The 21,119-nt window shown below is 70.4% G+C and carries 21 protein-coding genes and 1 pseudogene; 13 read left to right on the forward strand and 9 right to left on the reverse strand.

The window, feature by feature from the left end; genetic code table 11:
- The first annotated feature begins 152 nt into the window (after positions 1 to 152).
- Positions 153 to 1,157, forward strand: coding sequence for a YDG/SRA domain-containing protein (locus tag OG595_RS26935; protein ID WP_329276365.1), 1,005 nt, complete (start codon positions 153 to 155; stop codon positions 1,155 to 1,157).
- Here the strand turns inward: OG595_RS26935 and OG595_RS26940 are convergent.
- Positions 1,154 to 1,396, reverse strand: a complete 243-nt coding sequence (locus tag OG595_RS26940; protein ID WP_329276367.1) for a hypothetical protein — start codon at positions 1,394 to 1,396, stop codon at positions 1,154 to 1,156. The two genes, OG595_RS26935 and OG595_RS26940, sit on opposite strands and share 4 nt — an antisense overlap.
- A gap of 114 nt (positions 1,397 to 1,510) precedes the next feature.
- Positions 1,511 to 2,746, reverse strand: coding sequence for a serine hydrolase domain-containing protein (locus OG595_RS26945; protein WP_329276369.1), 1,236 nt, complete (start codon positions 2,744 to 2,746; stop codon positions 1,511 to 1,513).
- Positions 2,747 to 2,944: 198 nt separating this feature from the next.
- On the opposite strand from OG595_RS26945, the gene OG595_RS26950 reads away from it, so the two are divergent.
- The 3 genes and pseudogenes from OG595_RS26950 to OG595_RS26960 all read left to right on the forward strand — a co-directional run.
- On the forward strand, positions 2,945 to 4,600 hold the full coding sequence (locus OG595_RS26950; RefSeq protein ID WP_329276371.1) for a serine hydrolase: 1,656 nt from the start codon (positions 2,945 to 2,947) through the stop codon (positions 4,598 to 4,600).
- Positions 4,601 to 4,664: 64 nt separating this feature from the next.
- Positions 4,665 to 5,021, forward strand: a complete 357-nt coding sequence (locus OG595_RS26955; RefSeq protein ID WP_329276373.1) for an immunity 51 family protein — start codon at positions 4,665 to 4,667, stop codon at positions 5,019 to 5,021.
- A gap of 85 nt (positions 5,022 to 5,106) precedes the next feature.
- Positions 5,107 to 5,247, forward strand: a pseudogene (locus OG595_RS26960) (3-oxoacyl-ACP reductase); the annotation flags it as partial.
- Positions 5,248 to 5,312: 65 nt separating this feature from the next.
- Here OG595_RS26960 and OG595_RS26965 read toward each other — a convergent pair.
- From OG595_RS26965 to OG595_RS26975, 3 genes are all read right to left on the reverse strand, one after another.
- Complete coding sequence (locus OG595_RS26965) at positions 5,313 to 5,687, reverse strand: VOC family protein (protein WP_327695174.1); 375 nt, start codon at positions 5,685 to 5,687, stop codon at positions 5,313 to 5,315.
- 309 nt (positions 5,688 to 5,996) lie between these two features.
- Entirely contained in the window at positions 5,997 to 7,016 is a 1,020-nt protein-coding gene (locus OG595_RS26970) for an SEC-C domain-containing protein (RefSeq protein WP_329276376.1), read from the reverse strand.
- Positions 7,017 to 7,210: 194 nt separating this feature from the next.
- Positions 7,211 to 8,686 (reverse strand): beta-1,6-galactanase, encoded by a 1,476-nt coding sequence (locus tag OG595_RS26975; protein WP_329276379.1) that lies wholly within the window; start codon positions 8,684 to 8,686, stop codon positions 7,211 to 7,213.
- Positions 8,687 to 8,952: 266 nt separating this feature from the next.
- On the opposite strand from OG595_RS26975, the gene OG595_RS26980 reads away from it, so the two are divergent.
- The 4 genes from OG595_RS26980 to OG595_RS26995 all read left to right on the forward strand — a co-directional run bounded on the left by OG595_RS26980 (position 8,953) and on the right by OG595_RS26995 (position 12,117).
- Positions 8,953 to 9,777, forward strand: a complete 825-nt coding sequence (locus OG595_RS26980) for a class E sortase (RefSeq protein WP_329276381.1) — start codon at positions 8,953 to 8,955, stop codon at positions 9,775 to 9,777.
- Between the two features lie 141 nt (positions 9,778 to 9,918).
- Positions 9,919 to 10,242: a DUF6412 domain-containing protein gene (locus tag OG595_RS26985; protein WP_329276383.1), complete on the forward strand. Its 324-nt coding sequence runs from the start codon at positions 9,919 to 9,921 to the stop codon at positions 10,240 to 10,242.
- 109 nt (positions 10,243 to 10,351) lie between these two features.
- The gene (locus tag OG595_RS26990) at positions 10,352 to 11,134 is read left to right on the forward strand and encodes a YidC/Oxa1 family membrane protein insertase (protein ID WP_329276385.1); all 783 of its coding nucleotides are present in this window, start codon (positions 10,352 to 10,354) and stop codon (positions 11,132 to 11,134) included.
- A 125-nt stretch (positions 11,135 to 11,259) separates the two neighbouring features.
- Positions 11,260 to 12,117, forward strand: a complete 858-nt coding sequence (locus OG595_RS26995; RefSeq protein WP_329276387.1) for a fumarylacetoacetate hydrolase family protein — start codon at positions 11,260 to 11,262, stop codon at positions 12,115 to 12,117.
- On the opposite strand, the gene OG595_RS27000 is transcribed toward OG595_RS26995, so the two are convergent.
- From OG595_RS27000 to OG595_RS27015, 4 genes are all read right to left on the reverse strand, one after another.
- On the reverse strand, positions 12,104 to 13,615 hold the full coding sequence (locus tag OG595_RS27000; RefSeq protein ID WP_329276389.1) for a condensation domain-containing protein: 1,512 nt from the start codon (positions 13,613 to 13,615) through the stop codon (positions 12,104 to 12,106). The two genes, OG595_RS26995 and OG595_RS27000, sit on opposite strands and share 14 nt — an antisense overlap.
- Positions 13,616 to 13,739: 124 nt before the next feature.
- The gene (locus OG595_RS27005; protein ID WP_329276391.1) at positions 13,740 to 14,630 is read right to left on the reverse strand and encodes an LLM class F420-dependent oxidoreductase; all 891 of its coding nucleotides are present in this window, start codon (positions 14,628 to 14,630) and stop codon (positions 13,740 to 13,742) included.
- Between the two features lie 99 nt (positions 14,631 to 14,729).
- Complete coding sequence (locus OG595_RS27010) at positions 14,730 to 15,263, reverse strand: heme-degrading domain-containing protein (protein WP_329276393.1); 534 nt, start codon at positions 15,261 to 15,263, stop codon at positions 14,730 to 14,732.
- Positions 15,260 to 16,342: a Gfo/Idh/MocA family oxidoreductase gene (locus OG595_RS27015; protein ID WP_443073362.1), complete on the reverse strand. Its 1,083-nt coding sequence runs from the start codon at positions 16,340 to 16,342 to the stop codon at positions 15,260 to 15,262. Before OG595_RS27015 ends, OG595_RS27010 begins: the two co-directional genes overlap by 4 nt.
- Before the next feature lie 108 nt (positions 16,343 to 16,450).
- On the opposite strand from OG595_RS27015, the gene OG595_RS27020 reads away from it, so the two are divergent.
- The 5 genes from OG595_RS27020 to OG595_RS27040 all read left to right on the forward strand — a co-directional run bounded on the left by OG595_RS27020 (position 16,451) and on the right by OG595_RS27040 (position 20,953).
- Positions 16,451 to 17,635, forward strand: a complete 1,185-nt coding sequence (locus OG595_RS27020) for an ROK family transcriptional regulator (protein WP_443073363.1) — start codon at positions 16,451 to 16,453, stop codon at positions 17,633 to 17,635.
- Between the two features lie 242 nt (positions 17,636 to 17,877).
- Entirely contained in the window at positions 17,878 to 18,654 is a 777-nt protein-coding gene (locus tag OG595_RS27025; protein WP_329276397.1) for a hypothetical protein, read from the forward strand.
- Positions 18,655 to 18,759: 105 nt separating this feature from the next.
- On the forward strand, positions 18,760 to 19,539 hold the full coding sequence (locus OG595_RS27030) for an HAD-IIA family hydrolase (protein ID WP_327695163.1): 780 nt from the start codon (positions 18,760 to 18,762) through the stop codon (positions 19,537 to 19,539).
- Positions 19,540 to 19,667: 128 nt separating this feature from the next.
- A complete protein-coding gene (locus tag OG595_RS27035; RefSeq protein ID WP_329276400.1) occupies positions 19,668 to 20,276 on the forward strand; it encodes a hypothetical protein in 609 nt (202 codons plus the stop codon).
- A 5-nt stretch (positions 20,277 to 20,281) separates the two neighbouring features.
- Entirely contained in the window at positions 20,282 to 20,953 is a 672-nt protein-coding gene (locus OG595_RS27040) for a class F sortase (protein ID WP_329276403.1), read from the forward strand.
- Positions 20,954 to 21,119 lie beyond the last annotated feature (166 nt).

A 21,119-nucleotide genomic window follows, 5' to 3' on the forward strand; every position in this document is an offset into this window, starting at 1 on the left:
CTTCCCCGCTCGCTCGGACAGCTGCCTCATGTGTAACAGAGGGCACTGACATGGAGGTGTAGGGGGCAGATCCAGCCGGATGGCGCGCTGCAACTGCTCATAGTTGATTACTTATTTGACATGAGTGATCGCACGCGGGCCAGTATGGGCTCATGGGAATCGAACGGGCTATCGGGCTCATCGAGGGTGTAGCCGTAGGGGACCTCTTCGGCAGTCGACTGGACGTGATGGGTGCCCAGCTGCACCAGGCCAACCAGAAGGGCATCTCTTGGCTCAAGGACGAGGAGGATGGCCTGCCGGTCGCTGATGCGATCGTCCTCAACGGTGGGTACGTCGACGACGACGATCGGTGGACGTGGATGAAGTACACCGGCGGGTCGAAGGGGAAGGAGCGCGACTCGAATACCCGTCGGCTTCTGAGTAGCCAGTCTTGGTCCTACGTTGACAACGCTGCTCTCAAGCGCAGTTTTGAGCGAAATTATCCGATCCGAATTATTCGCGGTTATGAAGGCGATGAGCGCTACTCGCCTCCTAAAGGGTATAGGTATGACGGCTTATTTCGGATTACGGCCGTTCGTACGACTGTCTCCAAGGATTCAGCTCCCGATGGGTCTGAAATCAAGATTTGCCAGTTCGATCTTGAGCGGTTACCGGATGCGGAACAGGGTCTTACTGCCGTAGAGGCTCACGTCGCTGAGGTGCTTGAGGAACTGGAGGCGGTGTACGAGCAGCAGGGCGAGGAGAGGTATCCAGAGGTGCGGACCATGTCCGTTCAGCGCCTCATGCGAAGCGTTGCCACGTCACGACGGGTCAAGAAGCTCTACGACGACGAATGCCAGGTCTGTGGTCGTCGCTTGCTCGGGCCAGATGGCCAGTCTCATAGCCAGGGTGCACATATAAGGCCTCTAGGAAATCCTCACAACGGCCCTGATGTTGAACCCAACATCCTTTGCGTATGCCCCAACTGTCATGTGCGGCTAGATATTGGTGCGGTAGTTGTAGACGAAGATTGGTCAATCATAGTTCGCGCGGAGATGTTTGGGGAAACTCTCTTATCGAAGCTCAAAACCAAGGGTCGGCATCGAGTGCATCCGGATTACATTCGCTACCACCGTGAGTGGTGGGAGCAGCGTGCAGCTCGTGGTCAAGAGTCCTAGGAATTCGGAATGCAGGGTACCCACCGGCGGTCCTCCGTGCCGCAGCCCGCCGCGAGTTCGGCCAGCCGGGGCAGAGCCGCGAAGCTCGCCGAGAACGCGGTGTCCAGCTGCGGGCACAGATGATCCATCAGCTCCGACCAGGCGCCGCTCGGGTCGGACTCGAAGCGATCGAGCAGGGCCGGGACATGCTCCGCGGAACCGGAACCGCAGGCATCGCTGAGCGTCGACCAATCCGTCATACGCCGATCCAAGCAGGCCACGCGCCGACGCACGGAGCGTGACCCCTTGGGCCGGAGCAGATAGGACCCGAGTAGAGCGGAGTGGAGCGGCGACGCGCCTCGGGCTCGTGACACCTACCGCGGAGCAATCGCCCCGTCATACACATTCCCCGGCGTAACAACCCCCGTGATCGCCCGGGCAAGAAGCGTGGACGGCTCCTGACCCCCGCTCGTGATGTCCGTGTTGATCATGATGACCAGTGTGGCCTTCTTCGAGGGCAGATGGACGGTCACCGTCTCGTAGCCCGGGATGGAGCCGTTGTGCCCGATCCAGCCGCCGGTCTCGAAGATGCCGAGGCCGTAGCTGAGGCCGGGGAGGCCGGTCGGCAGCGTCTTGAGGCGCTGGGCCTGGGTCTGGGGGCTGAGGAGTTTGCCGGTGGCGACGATGTCCGCCCAGCGGCGCAGGTCGTGCAGGTCGGAGATCATCGCCCCGGCCGCCCAGGCCCAACTGGGGTTCCAGTCGGTGGAGTCGGCGACCTCGCCGCTCAGCGTCTGGTTCGTGTAGCCGCGCGGATGCGGCTCGGGGAACTCGGCTCCCTGGGGGAAGAGGGTGTGGTGCAGGCGAGCAGGCCGCAGCACTCGCCCGTCGATGAAGTCGGCGAGCCGCTGACCGCTCACCTTCTCGATCACCAGGCCGAGCAGCACCAGGTTGGTGTTGGAGTACTGGAACTCCTTCCCCGGCGCGAAGGTGTTCCTGTGCTGGAAGCCGTACGCGAGCGCCTCCCGAGGTGTGAAGGAGCGCTCCGGGTCGCTCAACAGGTCATGGACGAAGTCCGGATCGGATGTGTAGGGAAACAGGCCGCTGCGCATCTCGGCCAGGTGACGCAGGGTGATCCGGTGACCGTTCGGCACGCCGTGGACGTAGCGGGAGATCGGGTCGTCCAGCCGGATGCGCCGGTCGTCGACGAGTTCGAGCAACGCGGTGACCGTGAAGGTCTTGGTCTCGCTGCCGATCCGTACGAAGCCGTCGGTGGTCATCGGCCGGCTGGTGGTGGTGTCGGCGACACCGGTCGCGCGGACGTAGCTTCCCTTGCCGGGCATCCACAGTCCGACGACGACACCGGGGATGTCGGCCTGTCGGCGGACGTCCTCGATCGCCTTGTCCAGCCGGGCGGTCACCTCCGGGCCGAGACCGTCCGGCGGGCAGTTGTCCCGGTCGTCCCGGTCGTGCCAGTTGTGCCAGTTGTGCCGGTCGGTCCGGTCGACCCTTGCGGTCTGGACGGCCGCGGCGGGAGGCGCTGCCATCGGGACCAGAGCACATGCCACGAACAGAGTTGCGGCGAGCATCCGGCGGCGGGAGGTACGTCGCATCTGGGGGTGCCTCTTCCAGTCACGGGTTCGGGCGGCAACATCACCATCGGCGACTCGTAGCGAAGGCCCCCTTCCGATCGAGTACCGGCGAGTCCACTCGTTCGGAGTCGCACGGGTGACCGAGGAGGCGGCCCGCGAATGGCCCCCGAATGGCTCGTCGATGCGACAGGCGTTGAGGCAGGGCCTTCACTGTAGAACATGTCTCGCCTTGACCAGGCGCGCGCCCGGCGCCTTCGCTCCGCTGCGGTACTGGGCCTGATCGCGTCCCTGGCCGGCAGCGGCTGCACGGGTATCGACGCCGACACCGACACCTCCGCCGCCGTACGCAGGGTGGCCGCCGCCAAGGCGTCGCCGCTGCCCACCGTTCCGCCGGCCCAGCCGCCGCCGCGGCTCACGCGGGCCAAGGTCGACGCGGCGGTGGACCGGCTCGACGGCGTCGTACGGGACGCCATGCGCAGGACCGGTGTGCCGGGGGTCGCCGTCGGGGTGGTCCATGACGACGAGGTGCTGTATCTGAAGGGCTTCGGCGCACGGAAGGCCGGTGCGGAGGGCCGGGTCGGACCCGACACCGTCTTCCAGATCGCCTCGGTCTCCAAGCCGGTCGCCTCGACGGTGGTCGCCGCGGCCGTGGGCGAGAAGACCGTCGGCTGGGACGACCCGGTCGTCGAGCACAGTCCCGGCTTCGCCCTCAAGGACCCCTGGGTCACCCGCCACGTCACGCTCGCCGACCTGTTCTCGCACCGCAGCGGGCTGCCCGACCACGCCGGGGACCTCCTGGAGGACCTCGGCTACGACCGCTCGTACATCCTGGAGCGGCTGCGCCACGAACCGCTCACGCCGTTCCGGGCCAGCTACGCGTACACCAACTTCGGGCCGACCGAAGCCGCGGTCGCCGTCGCGCGGGCGGCGGGCACCAGCTGGGAGAAGCTGTCCGCCGACAAGCTGTACCGGCCGCTCGGCATGGACTCCACCAGCTCCTCCTTCGCCGACTACGAGAAGGCGGCGAACAAGGCTGTCACCCATGTGAGGCAGGGCGACACCTGGCAGGCCGAGTTCGTCCGGGACGCGGACGCCCAGAGCCCGGCCGGCGGGGCCAGTTCCACCGTCCGGGACATGACGAAATGGCTCCGACTACAGCTCGGCAACGGCAAGTTCGAGGGACGGCAGGTCGTCGACGCCGACGCACTGGACGCGACCCACCTGCCGCACATCGTCTCCGGGCCGCCGCACGCGCCGGCCGGCAGGACCGGGTTCTACGGGCTCGGCTGGAACGTCGGTTACGACGATGAGGGCAGGCTGAGGCTCAGCCACTCCGGCGCCTTCGCCATGGGCGCGGCCACCAGTGTCACGCTGCTGCCCTCGGAGAACCTCGGCATCGTCGTCCTCACCAACGGCGAGCCCGTCGGCGTGCCCGAGGCGATCGCCGCGACCTTCCTCGACACCGCGCAGACGGGTGGGCCCACGCTCGACTGGCTGACGTTCATCGGTCCGATCGTCCAACAGGCGGCGGCGGGCGAGCGCTCCGACACCGACTACACCAAGCCTCCGCCACGGCCCGCACCGGCCAGGGCGGACGGCGCCTACACCGGAACGTACGCCAACGACTTCTACGGCCCGATGACCGTGAGCGCCCAGGGCGACGACCTGATCATGCAACTGGGGCCGAGGAAACAGCGGTTCACCCTGCGGCACTACGACGGCGACACCTTCAGCTACCGCACCACGGGCGAGAACGCCGTCGGGCTGTCCGGCGTGACCTTCGGCGGCTTCGGCAGCGGTTCCGCCGGACGCGCAGGCACGGTCCGGGTCGAGAACCTCGACACGACCGGGCTCGGCACCTTCGACAGGGAGTGAGCCGTTCGATCCGACGAGGAGGAGGGGGCATCCGATTGTCAGTGGCGACCCATATCGTCGGCGCATGACTGATCGCGACACTTTCGCACCCCTGGTCTTCTTCGAGTACGACCACAAGCCCGGCAGTTACTGCCTCATGCTCAGTGACCAGCACATGCTGGACGCCGAGAAGGTCTTCGCGGACCGCGGGTACGAAGGCAACGGGTACGGCTGGGCCGGCGTGGCTCGATCCGCGGTGCGTTCGCACGCCCCCGAGCTGACCGACCGCTTCGGCCTCGACCCCGAGGCGGGCATGTGCGTCGCGTACGGCGAGGACGCGGACGCTCTTCGGGCCCTGGCGCCGCTGCTGGTGCGGGCGCTCGAAGACCACCGTCTGCTGGGGGAGTTGATCGACGAGGGCGAGCCGGAGTGGTTCGACTGAGGCAGTCCGGCGCCGAAGTGCCGGCGGCGGAGTCACCCCGGCCTCACGCGTGAGAAGTGAGGGCCGTGGTCTTCCTCCTCTCAGACTCTCCGACGCGTCCTCCTTCATCACCGGAGCGGAGATCCCCGTCGACGAGGGCCTCACCGCGCACGGCGGAGTCAAGTCCGTGTCGGACGCGATGAGGCCGCAGGCACCGGACGTACCGGGCCGGCCGACCGTCGGGTGAACCGCCCCCGGGCCCCGCAAGGCCCACGGACGGCTACAGGTACAGGCAGCTACAGGTACGGACGACTACAGGTACGGGCGGGTGATCAGCTCGATCGCGTGGCCGCCGGGGTCCTTGAAGTACACGCCTCGGCCGCCGTGCTCGTTGTTGATCTCGCCAGGGTGTCGCATCTGGGGGTCGGCCCAGTGCTCGACGCCCTGGTCACAGAGCCGCCGGTACGCCCGGTCGAACAGTTCGTCGTCGATCAGGAACGCGTAGTGCTGCATCTGGATGTCCACCGGAGGCTCGGCGAACTGCAGCAGCACCCCGTCGGGGAGCTGGATGTTGGTGAACGGGCCCCAGGACGGCGCTTCCGGCAGTTCCAGCAGCTCGCGGAAGAAGCGGGCCGACTCCTGGCGGTCCTTGGACGCGATGATGGTGTGGTTGAACGCGACTGTCATTCGGCTGACCTCAATATTGTTCGACACGAGGAACGGACTCGGAGTGCACAAGCACTGGGAGGTCCGCGTGCCGAACTGGGCGCCGAACTGGATGTCGAACCGAGCGGGTGCCTTCTGCGCACCCGCCGCAGGGTCAGACCTCCACCGGACAGCCGATCCGTGTGTGGCGTCGAAGCGCCGGTCCGGTGTTCATGTCGGTGACGCTACTTGATCCGACCGACCACTTCAACGGGCGGACAGGGGGCGGAAACCTCGGCCCCCGCCCCCCCGACCTCCGGCCTGCCCCACCCGACCTCGTCCTCCCGCCCCCTACACCGCCACCCGCCCGTGGCACTCCTCATAAGCGGTCCCCGAGCCGCACCAGCAAACCGCCCCTCGCTGCGGAGGCCACCCCACAGCCTTCCCCCGGGCCGCCAGCGTCGTCGCGTACTGCGGCAACAGCTCCACAGCCCCCGGAGACGACTGCTCCGAGGCCGCGAACGCCTCGTAGGAAGGCACCGTGCCCGTGACGATCCCCAGGTTCGGCGTGCCGGAATCCGCCAGCTCCCGCAGGGACGCCTCTATCGTCGCGAGGTGCTCCTCGTGCGAGGGGTACTCGTCCGCCAGGTCGGGATACGCGGCCACCAGCTCCGCCAGTTCCTCCGCCGGCCAGTGCAGTACCGCCACCGGGAACGGGCGGGACAGCGCCTCCCGGTACGCGCCCAGCTCCGCCCGGAGCCGGGAGATCTCCGCCTGGAGTTCCGCCGGGTTGTCCGAGCCGAGCGACCAGACCCGCTTGGGGTCGTGGAGCTCGTCCAGCGACACCGGCGACGAGTGGAGCGTGTCGGCCAGGGTGTCCCATGCGTCGTGGGCGACGCCCAGCATCCGGCGTACACGGTGACGGCCGTAGAGGAGCGGATGGGTCGAGTACGGGGGTTCCTGCGCGTCCGAGATCAGCAGGCGGGCCGCCTCCGTGAACGTCTCCTGGGCCGCTTCCAGCTCGTCGTGGGCCTCCAGGGACTCCGCGACGATCACCCAGGGCGCCGGGTCGCGCGGGCCGGCCGCGCGGACGCCGTCGATGATCGCCCGGGCCTCCGCCTCGTGGCCGTACTCCCACAGGTTCGACGCCTTGAGCGCGCGCACGAGGTGGGGGTTCTCCAGGGAACCGGGGGATTGCAGCAGGCGGTCGTACAGGGCTGACGCGGCGGGGCGGTCGCCGGCCAGTTCCAGGTGGGCCGAGGCCTGCACGAGCAGGTGTTCGGCGTCCTCGGGGTAGAGGCCGGCGGTCCGCTCCAGGCGGGCCGCTTCGGCGATGTGGTCGACGTTTTCCGGAGGCGTGTCGGGGCGCATGGGATCACCGTACTGCCGACGCCCGTCAAAGAAGAGTGGCAGCCATGAGAGGGATCTCCGCGGAGGAGGGGCGGCGCCGGGAGGCACCCGGGCCCGGTGCCTCCCCTTCTCACGGGCTCCCCGCCGACCCCTCGCCGGCCTCCAGACAACTGCTCGGCGACGACCTCGGCGGCTCCTCGGCCGCCCTCACCGACTCAGATGGTCACCCCGTCCACCTGCAACGTCTGCACCGCGCCCGCCGCGAACGGCACCGCCACCGTCTTGCCGCTCAGGTACCTGTCCGAGCGGGCCGTGTAGAGGTCGCCGCCGCCACCCGTCACCGTGTTCCAGCGCGGGACCAGGCCGCCCGAACCACCCGTCACCGTGGTGAAGTTGCCGAGGTTGAAGGTCAGGGTCTGGGCCGACGTCGACGTGTTCAGGGCCACGATGACCAGGCGCTTCGCGCTCGCGTCGTACGCCGCCACCGCATAGCTGACGCCCGTGTCGAGGATCGTCATGCCGGGGCGGATGTGACGGCTGAACTGGGCCATCACGTAGTGCTTCGTCTGGACCGTCGTCGGCTGGAGGGTGCTCGGGTCGTAGGCGATCATCGCCCAGCCCGCCGTCGGGTCCATGACCTGCCAGTAGACCCAGGCCGTGGGGTGCAGCCAGCGGAAGTCGTAGAGGAGGTTGAACGCCAGGGTCCGGCCGGTCCCGTCGCTGTCGCCCGTCTCCGAGTTCCACAGCTTCTTGCCGGACGTCGTCACCACGTCGGTGTAGAGGAGGTCGCGGCGGCCACCCGAACCCTGGTAGCCGTGCACGTTCACCTGGTTCACCAGGGCCTTGGTCGACGATCCGAAGGCCGCCCAGGTCGAGCGGGCCACGTCGTAGTTCGTCTCGTCCGAGGCCGAGATCTTGATCCCCGTCAGGCCGCGGGCGTCCAACTCGCTTCTCATGTAAGGGAGTACGGCGGCCTGGACGGACGCGTCCATGTGGCAGCCCTCCTGCGTGCCGGTGGCCGTCCACCAGCTCGCCGAGGGCTCGTTGAACGGGTCCACCGTCGCGAAGTTCACGCCCCAGTTGTTCTTCGCGTACAGGGCCACGGCGGCCAGGTGCGAGGCGTGCTGGCGGTAGTTCCAGGTCTGGAGGTTGTTGCCGCCGCCCGAGGCTCCCGACGGGTTGTGGTTCGAACACATCCACCACATGGGCGAGTTGGCGAACAGCTCGGTCGTCGCGCCGCGCGCCACCGCCTTCGTCAGCGCCGCCCGCTGTTTCGCGTCCGCCGACCAGTTCCAGGCGGAGGACGTGGGGTCCTCGTTGTTCCAGTCCTGCCAGTAGCCCTCGATCTGCTTGTACGCCGGGATGTTCGCCGACGCCACCATGGTCGTGCCGCCCACGCTGTTCCAGCTGCACGCGCCGAGGTTGTAGCGGGCGATGTTCAGGCCGAGGCCCGGCAGCGACGTCCCGTTGTACGTGACCGACTTGGTGGTGAAGAAGAGGTCCGCGAAGTCGTCCCGGGCGCCGAACACGTTCGCCCACCAGGCGAGCGAGGTGCCCCAGCCTTCCCAAGTGCCGTACTTCGTCGCGGGGTTGACGGTGATGGTCGCGTCGGCCCGTGCGGTGCCCGTCGCCAGGGCGCTGCCGAGGACAGTGCCTCCTGCCGCGGCCAGCAGAGATCTGCGTCGGATCATGGCTTCTCCGTCCAGAGTCCGGGCCGGCCAACCACCGGTCGTCCCTCCGGTGTCCGGCCTGCCCCGTTCATGCCAGAAGGAAGCATCAGGTGCGGCGCGTGGGGTTGTCGAGAGTTGTGACAGCGCTTTCTAAAACCATTGGACAAAGGGCGCTCACAGGGAGCGGACGGACAGGGTCCGCAGCGGGGGAGGGGCAGGCCTGGTTACTTCGCGAGGTCTGGCCTATCGTGCGGCCGACCCACGTGAGGCGCGAAGGGGGCGTACGCATGCGGGCTCGGGCTCCTGCGACACGGGTGGTACGGCACCGCACGCTCCGCCGCCGCGCCCTCCGCCGCCGTGCGGTGTGGACCTGCGGCGAACTCCTCGTCACCCTCGGCACGGTCCTCGCGCTCCTCGTCGTCCACCAGCTCTGGTGGACCAACCGCCAGGCCGAACAGGGTGCCCAGCGGGAGGTGCGGGCCCTGGAGAAGGAGTGGGCCGACCCCGCGAATCCCGGCGGGAGCGCAGCGGGACCGGTGAACCCGGTGGACCCGGCAAGCGGCTCCGGATCCGCCGGCTCGTCCGGCGCCGCCGAGTCGTCCGGATCCGGCGGCCAGGACGGCACCCGCTTCACCAACTCCAGCTCCTCCACGCCCAGTTGGTCCCAGGCGTACGCCGTCCTCAGCATCCCCCGGCTCGGCCTCCGCGTCCCCGTCGCCGAGGGCGTCAGCAAGTCGGGCGTTCTCAACAAGGGGTACGTCGGCCACTACCCCGGCACCCAACAGCCGGGCCAGGCCGGTAACTTCGCCCTCGCCGGGCACCGCAACACCCACGGCGAACCCTTCCGGTACATCAACCGGTTGCGGCGCGGGGACACCGTCCGGGTCGAGACGGCGGACGCGGTGTACTCGTACACCGTCGACCGGACGCTTCCGCAGACCTCCGCCCGCGACGACGGTGTGATCAGGGCCGTCCCCCGCTCCACCGTCAGGCCGGCCTACGGCTACCGAGCCCCCGGCTACTACCTCACCCTCACCACCTGCACCCCGGAGTACACGTCCCGCTACCGTCTGGTCGTCTGGGGCAAGCTCACGTCGATGCGGCCCCGCTGAGCCGAAACCCGGGCATCCTGTATAACGAACGGCAGAGCAGACAGCCGTACGGGAAGCGCGAGAAGCGCGAGACGTACAAGACCCGCAAGACGTACAGACAAGACCCGCAAGACGTACAAAACGTACGGAGGAGGCGTGGGCATGATCCGGAGCTGGAGTCCGGTCCGGGTGAACCCGCGTACCGCCGCCGCGCTGTTCCTGCTGCTCATCGAGGTCGCGCTGCTCGACGCGGGCAGCCTCTCCGCCGCCGTCGCCCTCGCGGCGACCGCCGCGGCCGGGTCCGCGCTCGCCGCCTGCTCGCTCATCGCCTCGCGCTGCGCGCCCGCCGTGCCGCCCACCCGGGTCCGCACGGCCATCCGCGACCGCGCCCGCCGTACGGCCTTCCTGCCGCAGAGCGACCCGGACGCCCGCGGCCGTACCCGCCCCCGCGCCCCCGGAATCGCCCTCCCGACGGCCACCGCGTAGGGCACACAGCACCACACTCCTCTCACTCCTCTGTGGCGTGCCCCCGCGCGGGTCGTCCTGCCGATCTCTCCTCATCCCGGCACGACGAGACCCCTCGGAGGGCTCACCCATGTCCACCTTCCTGTCCGCTTTCGCGAGCCTGGTCGCCCAGCTCGCCGACCTGCTCCAGCCCCTCTTCCACGCCTCCTCGGCCGCCGTCGCGATCATCCTGTTCACCGCGTTCGTACGACTCCTCGTGCACCCCCTGTCCCGTGCGGCGGCGCGTGGGCAGCGGGCGCGCGCAGCGCTTCAGCCCAAGGTCGCCGAGCTGCGGAAACGGCACGCGAAGGACCCCAAGAAGCTCCAGCAGGCCGTCATGGAACTGCATGCCGAGGAGAAGGTCTCGCCGCTGTCGGGGTGCTTCCCGAGCCTGTTCCAGCTGCCCGCGTTCTTCCTGCTCTACCACCTCTTCTCCAACCCGGAGATCGGCGGCCGGGCCAACGGGCTCCTCACCCACCGGCTGTTCGCCGCGCCGCTCGGCGAGCGGTGGGCCGACGCGCTCGGCGGTGACGGGATCCTCGGGGCCGCCGGGCTCGTCTACCTCGGACTGTTCGTCCTCGTCGCGGCCGTCGCCACCTTCAACTACCGGCGTATGAAGCTGGTGATGGCGGCCAACCCGATGTCCGTGAACGCCGGCGGCGGCGAGGCGGTGCCCGGGGTCGCGTCCGCCGCGAAGTTCGCGCCCTTCATGTCCTTCTTCACGCTCTTCTCCGTGGCCGTGATGCCGCTGGCCGCCGCGCTCTACATGGTGACCAGTACGACCTGGAGTGCCGTCGAGCGGGCGGTCCTCTACCGCTGGCAGCTGGCGCCGGTGGCCGCGGGGCCCGCTTCCGGTGCCCGGTCCACCACGTGAACCGGGTATTGCGGACGGGCCGTCGACCTTGGACGATCGACCAGTCCTCCGATGAATGGCGGCTGAGGTTGGCTGAAGGTGGCTGAGGGCGTGGCCGGGGGACGTAACCGAGGGAGAGAACGATCATGAAGCTGCTGCGAGTCGGTACGGCGGGGTCGGAGCGGCCCGCGCTGCTCGACGCCGAGGGAACCCTGCGGGACCTGTCGGGGGTCGTCCCGGACATCGACGGACCGCTGCTCGCCGACGACGCGGCGCTCGGCCGGATCCGGTCCGCCGCCGACGCCGGTGAGCTGCCCGTCCTGGACGCCACCGGGCTGCGGATCGGGCCGCCGCTGGCCCGCATCGGCAAGATCGTGTGCATCGGCCTCAACTACCACGACCACGCCCGCGAGACCGGCGCCGAGCCGCCCGCCGAGCCGGTGATCTTCTTCAAGGCGGCGGACACGGTCGTCGGGCCGTACGACACGGTGCTCGTGCCGCGCGAGTCGACGAAGACCGACTGGGAGGTGGAACTCGCGGTGGTCATCGGACGTACGGCCCGTTACCTCGGCTCGCACGAGGAGGCGCTCGCGCATGTCGCCGGGTACGCGGTCTCGCACGACGTGTCCGAGCGCGAGTTCCAGCTGGAGCGCGGCGGCACCTGGGACAAGGGGAAGAACTGCGAGACGTTCAACCCGCTCGGGCCCTGGCTGGTGACCGCCGACGAGGTGCCGGACCCGCAGGCGCTCGCGCTGCGGTTGTGGGTCAACGGGGTGCGGAAGCAGAACGGGACGACCGCCGAGCAGATCTTCGGGGTCGCCGAAGTCGTGCGGTACGTCAGCCGGTTCATGACCCTGTACCCGGGTGACGTCATCAACACGGGTACGCCGGCGGGGGTTGCGCTGGGTGCGCCCGAGCCCAAGCCGTTCCTCAGGGCCGGGGATGTGGTCGAGCTGGAGATCGAAGGGCTCGGGCGGCAGCGTCAGGAGTTCAAAGACGCGTAAGCGCTCCGCTGGGGGCGGGATCTTCGGCCGCGGGCCTGTGGGGGCTGGTCGCGCAGTTCCCCGCGACCCTGTCGGTGGGCGCGTCCCGCGCCACCGACTGGATCAGGTCGCGCAGCCCGGCCACGTACAGCCGCATGTTCTTCCGCGCCACGTCCGTGTCCGGGTAGCGGGCCGCGAACTGGAGGCCCTCGTGGAGGCGGGTGGTCCAGGCGCACACCTGGTCGCCGTAGGAGACCCGGATCAGCCCGTACGCCTTCAGGTCGTCCCACCTCTCCGAGCCCGCGATGCCCCGGGTGTCGACGAACGACACGATCGAGTACAGGTCCGGTGAGGTGGGCCGGAAGTCGGAGCCCAGGAGCTTCAGCACCCGGGCGATGGGCATCCTCGACAGCGGTCGCTTGGCCCGCAGCGCGTTGCGGACCAGGTTCAGCGCGCCGTCGAAGTCCGACACCTCGCCCACCGGGATCTCGATCGGCGCGCCGCCCACGTACCAGCCCACCGAGTCCGACCACTCCGACCTGGCCCGGGTGTGGAAGGGCACGACGGTGCGGTACACCTGCTGGCCGCTGATCTCGCGCACGATGAGCGCGGTGGCCGCGAGGATGCCGGTCATGCTGCCGCCGTACGGACGGCAGTACGCCTCGAACGCCGCCGCGTCCGCGTCGTCCGTGAGCCACTCCCGCATCAACTTCTGCGTGGGCAGCGGTCCTTCGGGGTCGAGGCCGAGGTCGACGGGGAAGTTCGGCAGCTTGCCGTCGCACCGGGCGATGAACTTCCGCCACTCGTCGACGATCGAGTGGGTCTCGTCGATCCCGTCGGCGTGCGAACGCTCGCTCGCGCAGAAGTCGACGTAACTGGCGACCGGCGCCGTGTCCACCGTCCTGCCGTCGAGGCCGGCCGTGTAGAGCTGGTGGATCTCGTCGGCGATGCGGAAGATCGAGTACGAGTCGACGTTGGTGTGGTCGAACGCCATGTACACGCTGGTGCCGTCGTCCCTGACGGCCGCGCTGTAGATGAAGTTCGGCCAGGTCAGCGCGTCCGCCGCGATGTCGAACCGATCCTGCAGATAGCGCGACAGTACCGCCCCGTCCCGGAAGTCGCCGACGTCCTCGCGGTGCAGGACGACGTCCTCGGGGGCGAGCGTGAAGCGCCGCAGTTCGTCGTAGGGAGGGCTGTCGGGAGAGCCGGGCGGGCCGTCCACCCAGCGGAATCCGCTGCGCAGCGTCTCGTGCCGCAGCGTCCAGGCCCGCAACGCGCCCTGGAGGACGTCGAGATCGACCCGCCCGGGGATGTCGAAGGCCGTACCGAGCCAGGTCGGTACGAACAGGCCGTCCTCGCGCACCGTTCGCGCGGTGCGGACGTGGGCCTCCTGTACGTACGCGGGTGGGCGGGTGTCCTCCGGCAGTTCGGCGACGCTTTCGACTGTCGTCGGATGCAGGGTCCAGGTCACGAGCCGTCCGGGCCGGATCTCGCAACGGTGGATATCGGTCAATCGCACGGGACTTCTCCGTTCGCATGCGTGTCACCGGGCTCCTGGATCTCGCCCGATGACACGTGCAGACCAACGATCGGATGCATCCGAAGGAAACGCCAGAGCTCCAGGGCTTCAGGGCGCCAGGGCGTCAGGGCTTCAGCAGGGCGGCCAGCCGGCGCCAGCCGTCGCGGGGGAGGGCGCCCCTGGACCGGTCCTCGACGACCTGGAGGGCGACATGGTCCGCGCCCGCCGTGCGGAAGGCGTCGACCCGCGCACGGATCCGCTCCTCGCTGCCCCAGGCGAACACCGCGTCGACCAGACGGTCGCTGCCGCCGTCCGCGATGTCGTCCTCGGTGAAGCCGATGCGCAGGAAGTTGTCGGTGTAGTTCGGCAGGGTCAGATACATGGCGAGGGTGCCGCGGGCGGTGGCGCGGGCCCGCTCGGGGTCCGTCTCCAGTACGACCTTCAACTCCGGTGCCAGCAAAGGGGTTTCGCCCAGCGCCTCACGAGCCTGCGCGGTGTGCTCGGGGGTCACCAGATACGGGTGCGAGCCGGCGGCGCGGTCCCGCGAGAGCCCCAGCATCCTCGGGCCGAGCGCGGCCAGCACCCGGCGTTCGGCGGGCTGCCCGGCCGCGTCCAGAGCGTCGAGGTATGCGGCCATCGAGGCGTACGGGCGACGGTACCGTTCCGCCTGCCCCGCGTGGCTCACCCCGAGGCCGAGCAGGAAACGGCCGGGGTGGGACGCCTCCAACTCCGCGACGGCGGAAGCCGTTTCGGTGGCGTCGTACTGCCAGATGCTCTGGATGCCGGTCGCCACGACGAGCCGCGAGGTCGCCGCGACGAGCGGAACGGCGTGCCGTACGCCCGGGCTGCCGCCCAACCAGAGGGCGCGGAAGCCCAGTTCCTCCAGTTCGGCGGCGGCCTCGGCGCGCTCGGTGATGCCCTCGGGATCCTCCGAACGCAGCCCGAAACTCCAGACGCCGTACGGCCCGACCGTTTCCTTCAGCGGGTTGACCTGCGAGGCGCTGACCTGGTTCATCGGTTCTGTTTCCCTCCGAGTCCGGATGCCGTGCTTGGCTCCCGAAAACGGAGGGTCCCTCGGGATAATTCCCGGCGGGCGCCCTTCCGCCTGCCCCCGCTACACCTTGAGGAAGATCTCCAGCGCCTCCACGACCATCCGGTGGTCCTGGAGTTGGGGCAGCCCGGACACCGTCACCGCCCCGATCACGCCGACGCCCTCGACCGTGATCGGGAACGAGCCGCCGTGGGCCGCGTAGGTGCCGGGGTCGAGGCGCGAGTCGTCCTCGAACGTCGTGCCCTTGGCGCGGAAGCGGGCGCCCACCAGATAGGAGGAGGCGCCGTAACGCTCCACCACCCGGCGCTTGCGGTCGATCCAGGCGTCGTTGTCGGGCGTCGAGCCGGGCAGGGCGGCGTGGAAGAGCTGCTGACCGGCCCGGTGGATGTCGACGGCCACCGGCGCCTGCCGCTCCCGCGCCAGCTCCACGAGCAGTGAACCCAGCGTCCACGCGTCGTCGTGCGAGAACTGCGGGAACACCAGGTGCCGTTGTTCCGCTTCGAGTTCCTCGACGCTCGGGGTGAGTTCGGGCGCGATGCGCGGACCGAGCGAGGGCTGTCCGCCCGCCTTGTGGCCGCCGGGCTTCTGACTGGTCATCGCAGGGTCACCGTCACCTTCTCGTTCGCGGAACGCCGGGCCGCCTCCAGTACGTCGAGCGCGGCTGCCGCCTCCAGCGCGGTCACCGGGTTGGGGCCGCCGTCGCGCAGGGCCGCGGCGATCGCAGAGTAGTACTTCTCGTACGAGCCGGGCAGTGTCGGCTCCGGCCGTCCGCCACCCGTGAGCGGGGACTCTCCGGCCCCGACCCGCCCCCACATGCTCTCCGGTTCGAGCCCCCAGCCGGCGTCCCCCGGCCGCCCGCCCGCCTTCAGGGTGTCCTCCTGCGGATCGAGGCCGTACTTCACGTATCCGGCCCGCGAGCCCAGCACCCGGAAGCGCGGACCGAGCTGGGCGGTGGTCGCGGAGACGTACAGATGGGTGCGGACGCCGCTCGTGTGGGTGAGCGCGATGAACGTGTCGTCGTCGGTCTCGGCGCCCTGGCGGCGGATGTCCGTCTCGGCGTACACGGAGTCGACGGGCCCGAAGAGGACCAGTGCCTGGTCGACGACGTGACTGCCCAGGTCGTACAGCAGTCCGCCGAACTCCGCCGGGTCGCCGGACTCGCGCCAGCCGCCCTTGGGCCGGGGCCGCCACCGCTCGAACCGCGACTCGAACCGCCATACGTCACCCAGCTCGCCCTCGGCGATCAGCTTGCGGAGGGTGCGGAAGTCGTGGTCCCAGCGGCGGTTCTGGAAGACGGAGAGGAGCAGTCCCTGCTGGTCGGCGAGGGCGGCGAGGTCACGCGCCTCGGCCGCCGTGCCCGCGACCGGCTTGTCGACCACGACCGGCAGGCCGGCCTTGAGGGCGGCGGTGGCCAGCGGGACGTGCGTCTTGTTCGGGGACGCGACGACGACCAGGTCCAGCTCGTCGGCGCGGGCGAACAGCTCGTCCGGGGTCGCCGCGATCCGTACGTCCGGGAACCCGGCGCGGGCCTGTGCCTGCCGCTCGGGGTTCGCCGTGACGACCGTGTCGAGGACGAGGCCCTCGGTGGCGGCGATCAGCGGGGCGTGGAAGACGGAGCCCGCGAGGCCGTAGCCGACGAGGCCGAGACGGAGAGGGGCACCGGACGTGCGGGTCATTCCAGTCGTACCAGTCATGCCGTCCACTTTCGCAACGCTGTTGCCAAAGTGCAAGCAGCGGGGAGAATAGTTCCCGTGAACAGGACGAACGCCTCGGCCGGCCCGCCCGTGACCACCGGCGCGACCACGACCGGTACGACCACGACCGTCACCGCCACCGTCCCGGGGGTGAACCTGCCGGCCCTGCGCAGTCACAACGCCGCGCTCGTCCTCGACCTCCTGCGCGCGGCCGGCGCCGCGGGCATCAGCCGTCTCGAACTGGCCGAGCGGACCGGACTGACCCCCCAGGCGGTCAGCAAGATCACCGCCCGTCTGCGCACCGAGGGTCTCGCCGCCCAGGCGGGCCACCGCGCCTCGACGGGCGGCAAGCCGCGCACGGTACTGCGGCTGGTGCCGGAGGCGGGCCACGCGGTGGGCGTCCACCTGGACCGGGACGAGGTGAGGCTGGTGCTGGTCGACCTCATGGGAACCGTGACGGGCGGGCGGCGGGCGCCACTGGACCTCGGCGCGGGCGCTGACGTGGTCGTCGAGAGGGTGGCCGGTGAGGTCGAGGCGCTGCTCGGCGGAGGGCCGGGGGAGGCCGGGAGGCTGTTCGGGGAAGGGCCCGGGCGGAGCACGCCGGGCGCGGGGGCCGGTGCCCTCCTCGGGGTCGGGGTTGCCCTGCCCGGGCCGCTCGATCACGTCCGGGGCGTGCTGCACCGCGTCACCGGGTTTCCCGAGTGGGACGGGTTTCCGCTGCGGGACGCGCTGGCTCGGCGGCTCGGGGTGCCGGTGGCCGTCGACAAGGACACCAACGCCGCCGCTCTCGGGCTGTCGGTCGGCGGCGAGGGCGGCTCCTTCGCCTACCTCCACCTCGGTACGGGTCTCGGGGCCGGCCTGGTGATCGGCGGGGTGCTGCACCGGGGGACCAGGACCGGTGCCGGCGAGTTCGGGCACCAGGTCGTCCAGCTGGACGGACCGCCGTGCGGCTGCGGCGACCGCGGCTGTATCGAGGCGCTGTGTCTCGGTGCGGTGGCCCGGGGCGACCTGGACGAGGCGGCCCGGGTGCTCGGCGTCGGCGCCGCGAACCTCGTGGGACTGCTGGACATCGACCGGGTCCTGCTGGGCGGCCGTACCGTCGCCGCGCAGCCGGAACGGTTCGTACGAGGGGTCGGAGCCGTCCTCGACGGACGCGCCCGGCGCGAGGGCGCCGAGCGGGCGGTGCCCGTGGGGGTCGCCCCGGGGGGTGAGCGCGGAGTCGCGGTGGGCGCGGCTCAACTGCTCCTCGCGCCGCTGTTCGGACGCACCGAGTAGAGAGGCGATCGCCGTGATCGTCGCCTGCCCGCCTGCCCGCCTGCCCGCTTACCTGGCTGTCCGTTCACCTGCCTGCTCATCGCAGACCGATACAGCCCCGCGCCCCTGATCGGCGTCCGCCGTTCGGGCGCATTCGCGGGCCCGTTCGGGGCGTAGCCCCGCACCTCTCGGAGCGGTGCCGTCCAACAGCCCCACCACCCCGGCATGGTCATGTGTTCATGCGACTGTGTACCTGCCTGACCATGGCCACGACCGTCACCGCGACCGTGACCGCTGCCCTCCTCACCGCTCCGGGTGCCCTGGCCGCCCCCGCCCGCGCGGCCGGCTGCGCCACCACCTCCACCGACCGCGCCTTCCCCCTCACCACCCGCATCCACGGCGGGCCCGCCGCCTACGAAGCCGGTGGCGAGCACCGGACCTGGCGCCTCGACCTCACCAACAACACCGCCCGCACCTGCACGGACATCCACCCCGTCCTCGTACTCGTCGACGAGCGCCGCGCCCTGACGACGGCTCAGCCGCGCCTGGAGTTCTACGACGAGCACCGCCCCCGTCCGTACCCCGTGCGGTTCGAGGCCACCGACGCCGACGAGACCATCGGCGTGTTCGACGGCGAGGGGTTTCCCGGGTTCACCGTCGGGCCCGGGCGGACCGTCTCCGTGCGGGTGCGGCTCGCGATCGGCGCCGGCGCGGTGGCCAACGACGTCGTCGCCAACGCCGCCGTGGTCCAGCGGCACGCCGGCGACGGCGACTGGGTCGGCCAGTCCAACGACTACCGCTTCCGCGTCGTGGCCCCCGCTTCCACGTCCACTTCCGACTCCGGCTCCGAGTCCGCCGACCCGGTGTCGACCGGTCCCGTACCCGACGCGGGAGACGGACTTCCGTCCGACCTCGGCGAGCTCGCCGGCACCGGTGGACACGACACCGCCCTCCGCCTCGCGGGCATCGCCCTCGCCCTGGTGCTGACCGGCGGCGGATTGATGCTGCTCGCCCGGGTCCGGCCGGTGGGGCGGACATAAACCGGCCATTCCCCCAAGATCCGGGCTGTGACAGGCTGGGCGCACGCGGCATCTCGTACGCGTGTACGGCAACGCAGAACGCAGTGCAGGAGCAGGAGACCGGACATGGCAGACCGCAAGCCCATCGACTCGTGGCTCACCGACATGGACGGTGTGCTCATCCACGAGGGCGTGCCGATCCCCGGCGCCGATGCCTTCATCAAGAAGCTGCGCGAGTCGGGCAAGCCCTTCCTGGTGCTCACCAACAACTCGATCTACACCCCACGCGACCTGCACGCCCGCCTGCGCCGCATGGGCCTGGAGGTGCCCGTCGACAACATCTGGACGTCGGCGCTCGCCACCGCCAAGTTCCTCGACGACCAGCGCCCCGGCGGAACCGCCTACGTCATCGGCGAGGCCGGGCTGACCACCGCCCTGCACGACATCGGGTACATCCTCACCGACCACGAGCCCGACTACGTGGTCCTCGGCGAGACCCGCACCTACTCCTTCGAGGCCATGACCAAGGCCGTACGCCTGATCGAGGGCGGTGCCCGCTTCATCGCCACCAACCCGGACGAGACCGGCCCCTCCACCGAGGGCCCGCTGCCCGCGACCGGCGCCGTGGCCGCGCTGATCACCAAGGCGACCGGCCGGAAGCCGTACTTCGCGGGCAAGCCCAACCCCCTGATGATGCGGACCGGGCTGAACGCGATCGGCGCCCACTCCGAGACCAGCGCGATGATCGGCGACCGGATGGACACCGACGTCCTGGCGGGCATCGAGGCCGGGATGCAGACCTTCCTGGTGCTCACCGGCCTGACCGGCCCCGACCAGGTCGAGAACTTCCCGTACCGCCCGTCCAAGATCGTCAACTCCATCGCGGACCTCGTCGACCGCGTCTGAGCCCTCCCCGCCCGAGCGATCTCCGTACGCCTCCAAACCCTTCGCAACCCGTACGGAGCAGCCGCACCCGCTCCGGAGATGCGGACCCGGTCCCGGAGGAGGAGTCTCCAGGTGTCTGGAGGTTCACGATGGGTTCCACACGTCTCACTCTCTGTGCCGGTGTCGCGGTCGCCGCCGCGCTCTTCCCCGTACCCGTGGTGTTCGCCGCCGGCGGGGGCATCTCGGTGACCCCGGAGTCCCCGGCCCCCGGCAGTGACGTACGGCTGGTCGTGCGGGGCTGCGAAGGGAGGACGGGGACCGCGAAGTCGGAGGCCTTCGTCGCCGATGTGCTGCTCGCGGCGCAGGGGGAGGACGGGGCGCTCGTCGGCGGGTCCCGCGTCCGCTCGTCGGTCTCGCCGGGCACGTACGACGTCACGGTCGGCTGCGGCGGGCAGGAGGGCAAGGTCAGGGGCGTGCTCGCCGTGGCCGCGAAGGAGGCGGAGACGGACGAAAGGGCGGGCGAAGGGGCGGGCGAAGCGGCTGGAAAGCCGTCCGGCGCCGTGCCCTCCCGTTCGGCCGCCTCGCCCGTGGCCCCCGTGCCCGCCGGTGGTGGCGGCGCGGCGGAGGAACTGGCCGCCGACGAGGCGCGGGGCACCGGCCCCGGCACCGGGCAGGCGGTGGTCGGGCTGGTCCTCGCGGGTGTGGCGGCGGTCGTCGTCGCGGTGCGCGGGATCCGCCGGGGCCGTGGGACGGACTGAGGCGCATGTCCGACGACGACCGCGAACGATCCCCGGGCGCCGGGCGCCTGACCATGGGTGTCGCCTGGGCGCTGCTGCTTCTCGGGCTGTGGCTGTGGGGCCGCGAGATGACCGACGTGCGCCATGGCGTATCCGCGCCGACCACCGGCGACATCGCCGCGGTCGGCCGCCCTCCGGACCCCGGACTCCCGCCCGCGCACGAGCCGTTGAGCGGCGCCCTGCCGCAGCGCGTCGACATACCCGAACTGGGTGTGCAGGCCCCGGTGGTGGCCCGCGGCCTCGACCGGCGCGGCGCGATCGACCCGCCGCCCTTCGACCAGGCGGGCGTCGTGGGCTGGTACGGCTCCGGTACCCGGCCCGGCGCCGCCGGTACCGCGCTCCTCGTCGGACACGTCGACACCGAGAGCCGCCCCGCGGTCTTCTACAAGGTCAGCACCCTGCGGCCGGGCGCGACGATCCGGATCACCCGGGCCGACGGCAAGGTCGCCGAGTTCACCGTCGACGACGTCCGGGTCCTGTCCCGCGACCGCTTCGACGCCCGACAGGCGTACGGCACAAGGCAGTCGGGCCGCGCGGAACTCCGGCTCATCACCTGCGGCGGTACGTTCGACCGGGCCTCCCGCACCTACACGGCGAACGTGGTCGTGTCGGCGTACCTGACGGGCGCGGCCGTCTGACCCCTTACCGGCGGTACGTCCCGATGGCCCCACCCTGCCCGGTCGACGACCCGCTCCCCCCAGAGCCGCCGACCGGGCTGGTCCTCGACCGCGGGCGCACGGGCTGCGGGAGTAACCCGGCGACCTGCGCGGGAGGTTCGGTGCCCGTCCTTGAGATCACGGACGG

This window comes from Streptomyces sp. NBC_01451, from assembly GCF_036227485.1.
In the GTDB taxonomy this organism is placed as follows: Bacteria; Actinomycetota; Actinomycetes; order Streptomycetales; family Streptomycetaceae; genus Streptomyces.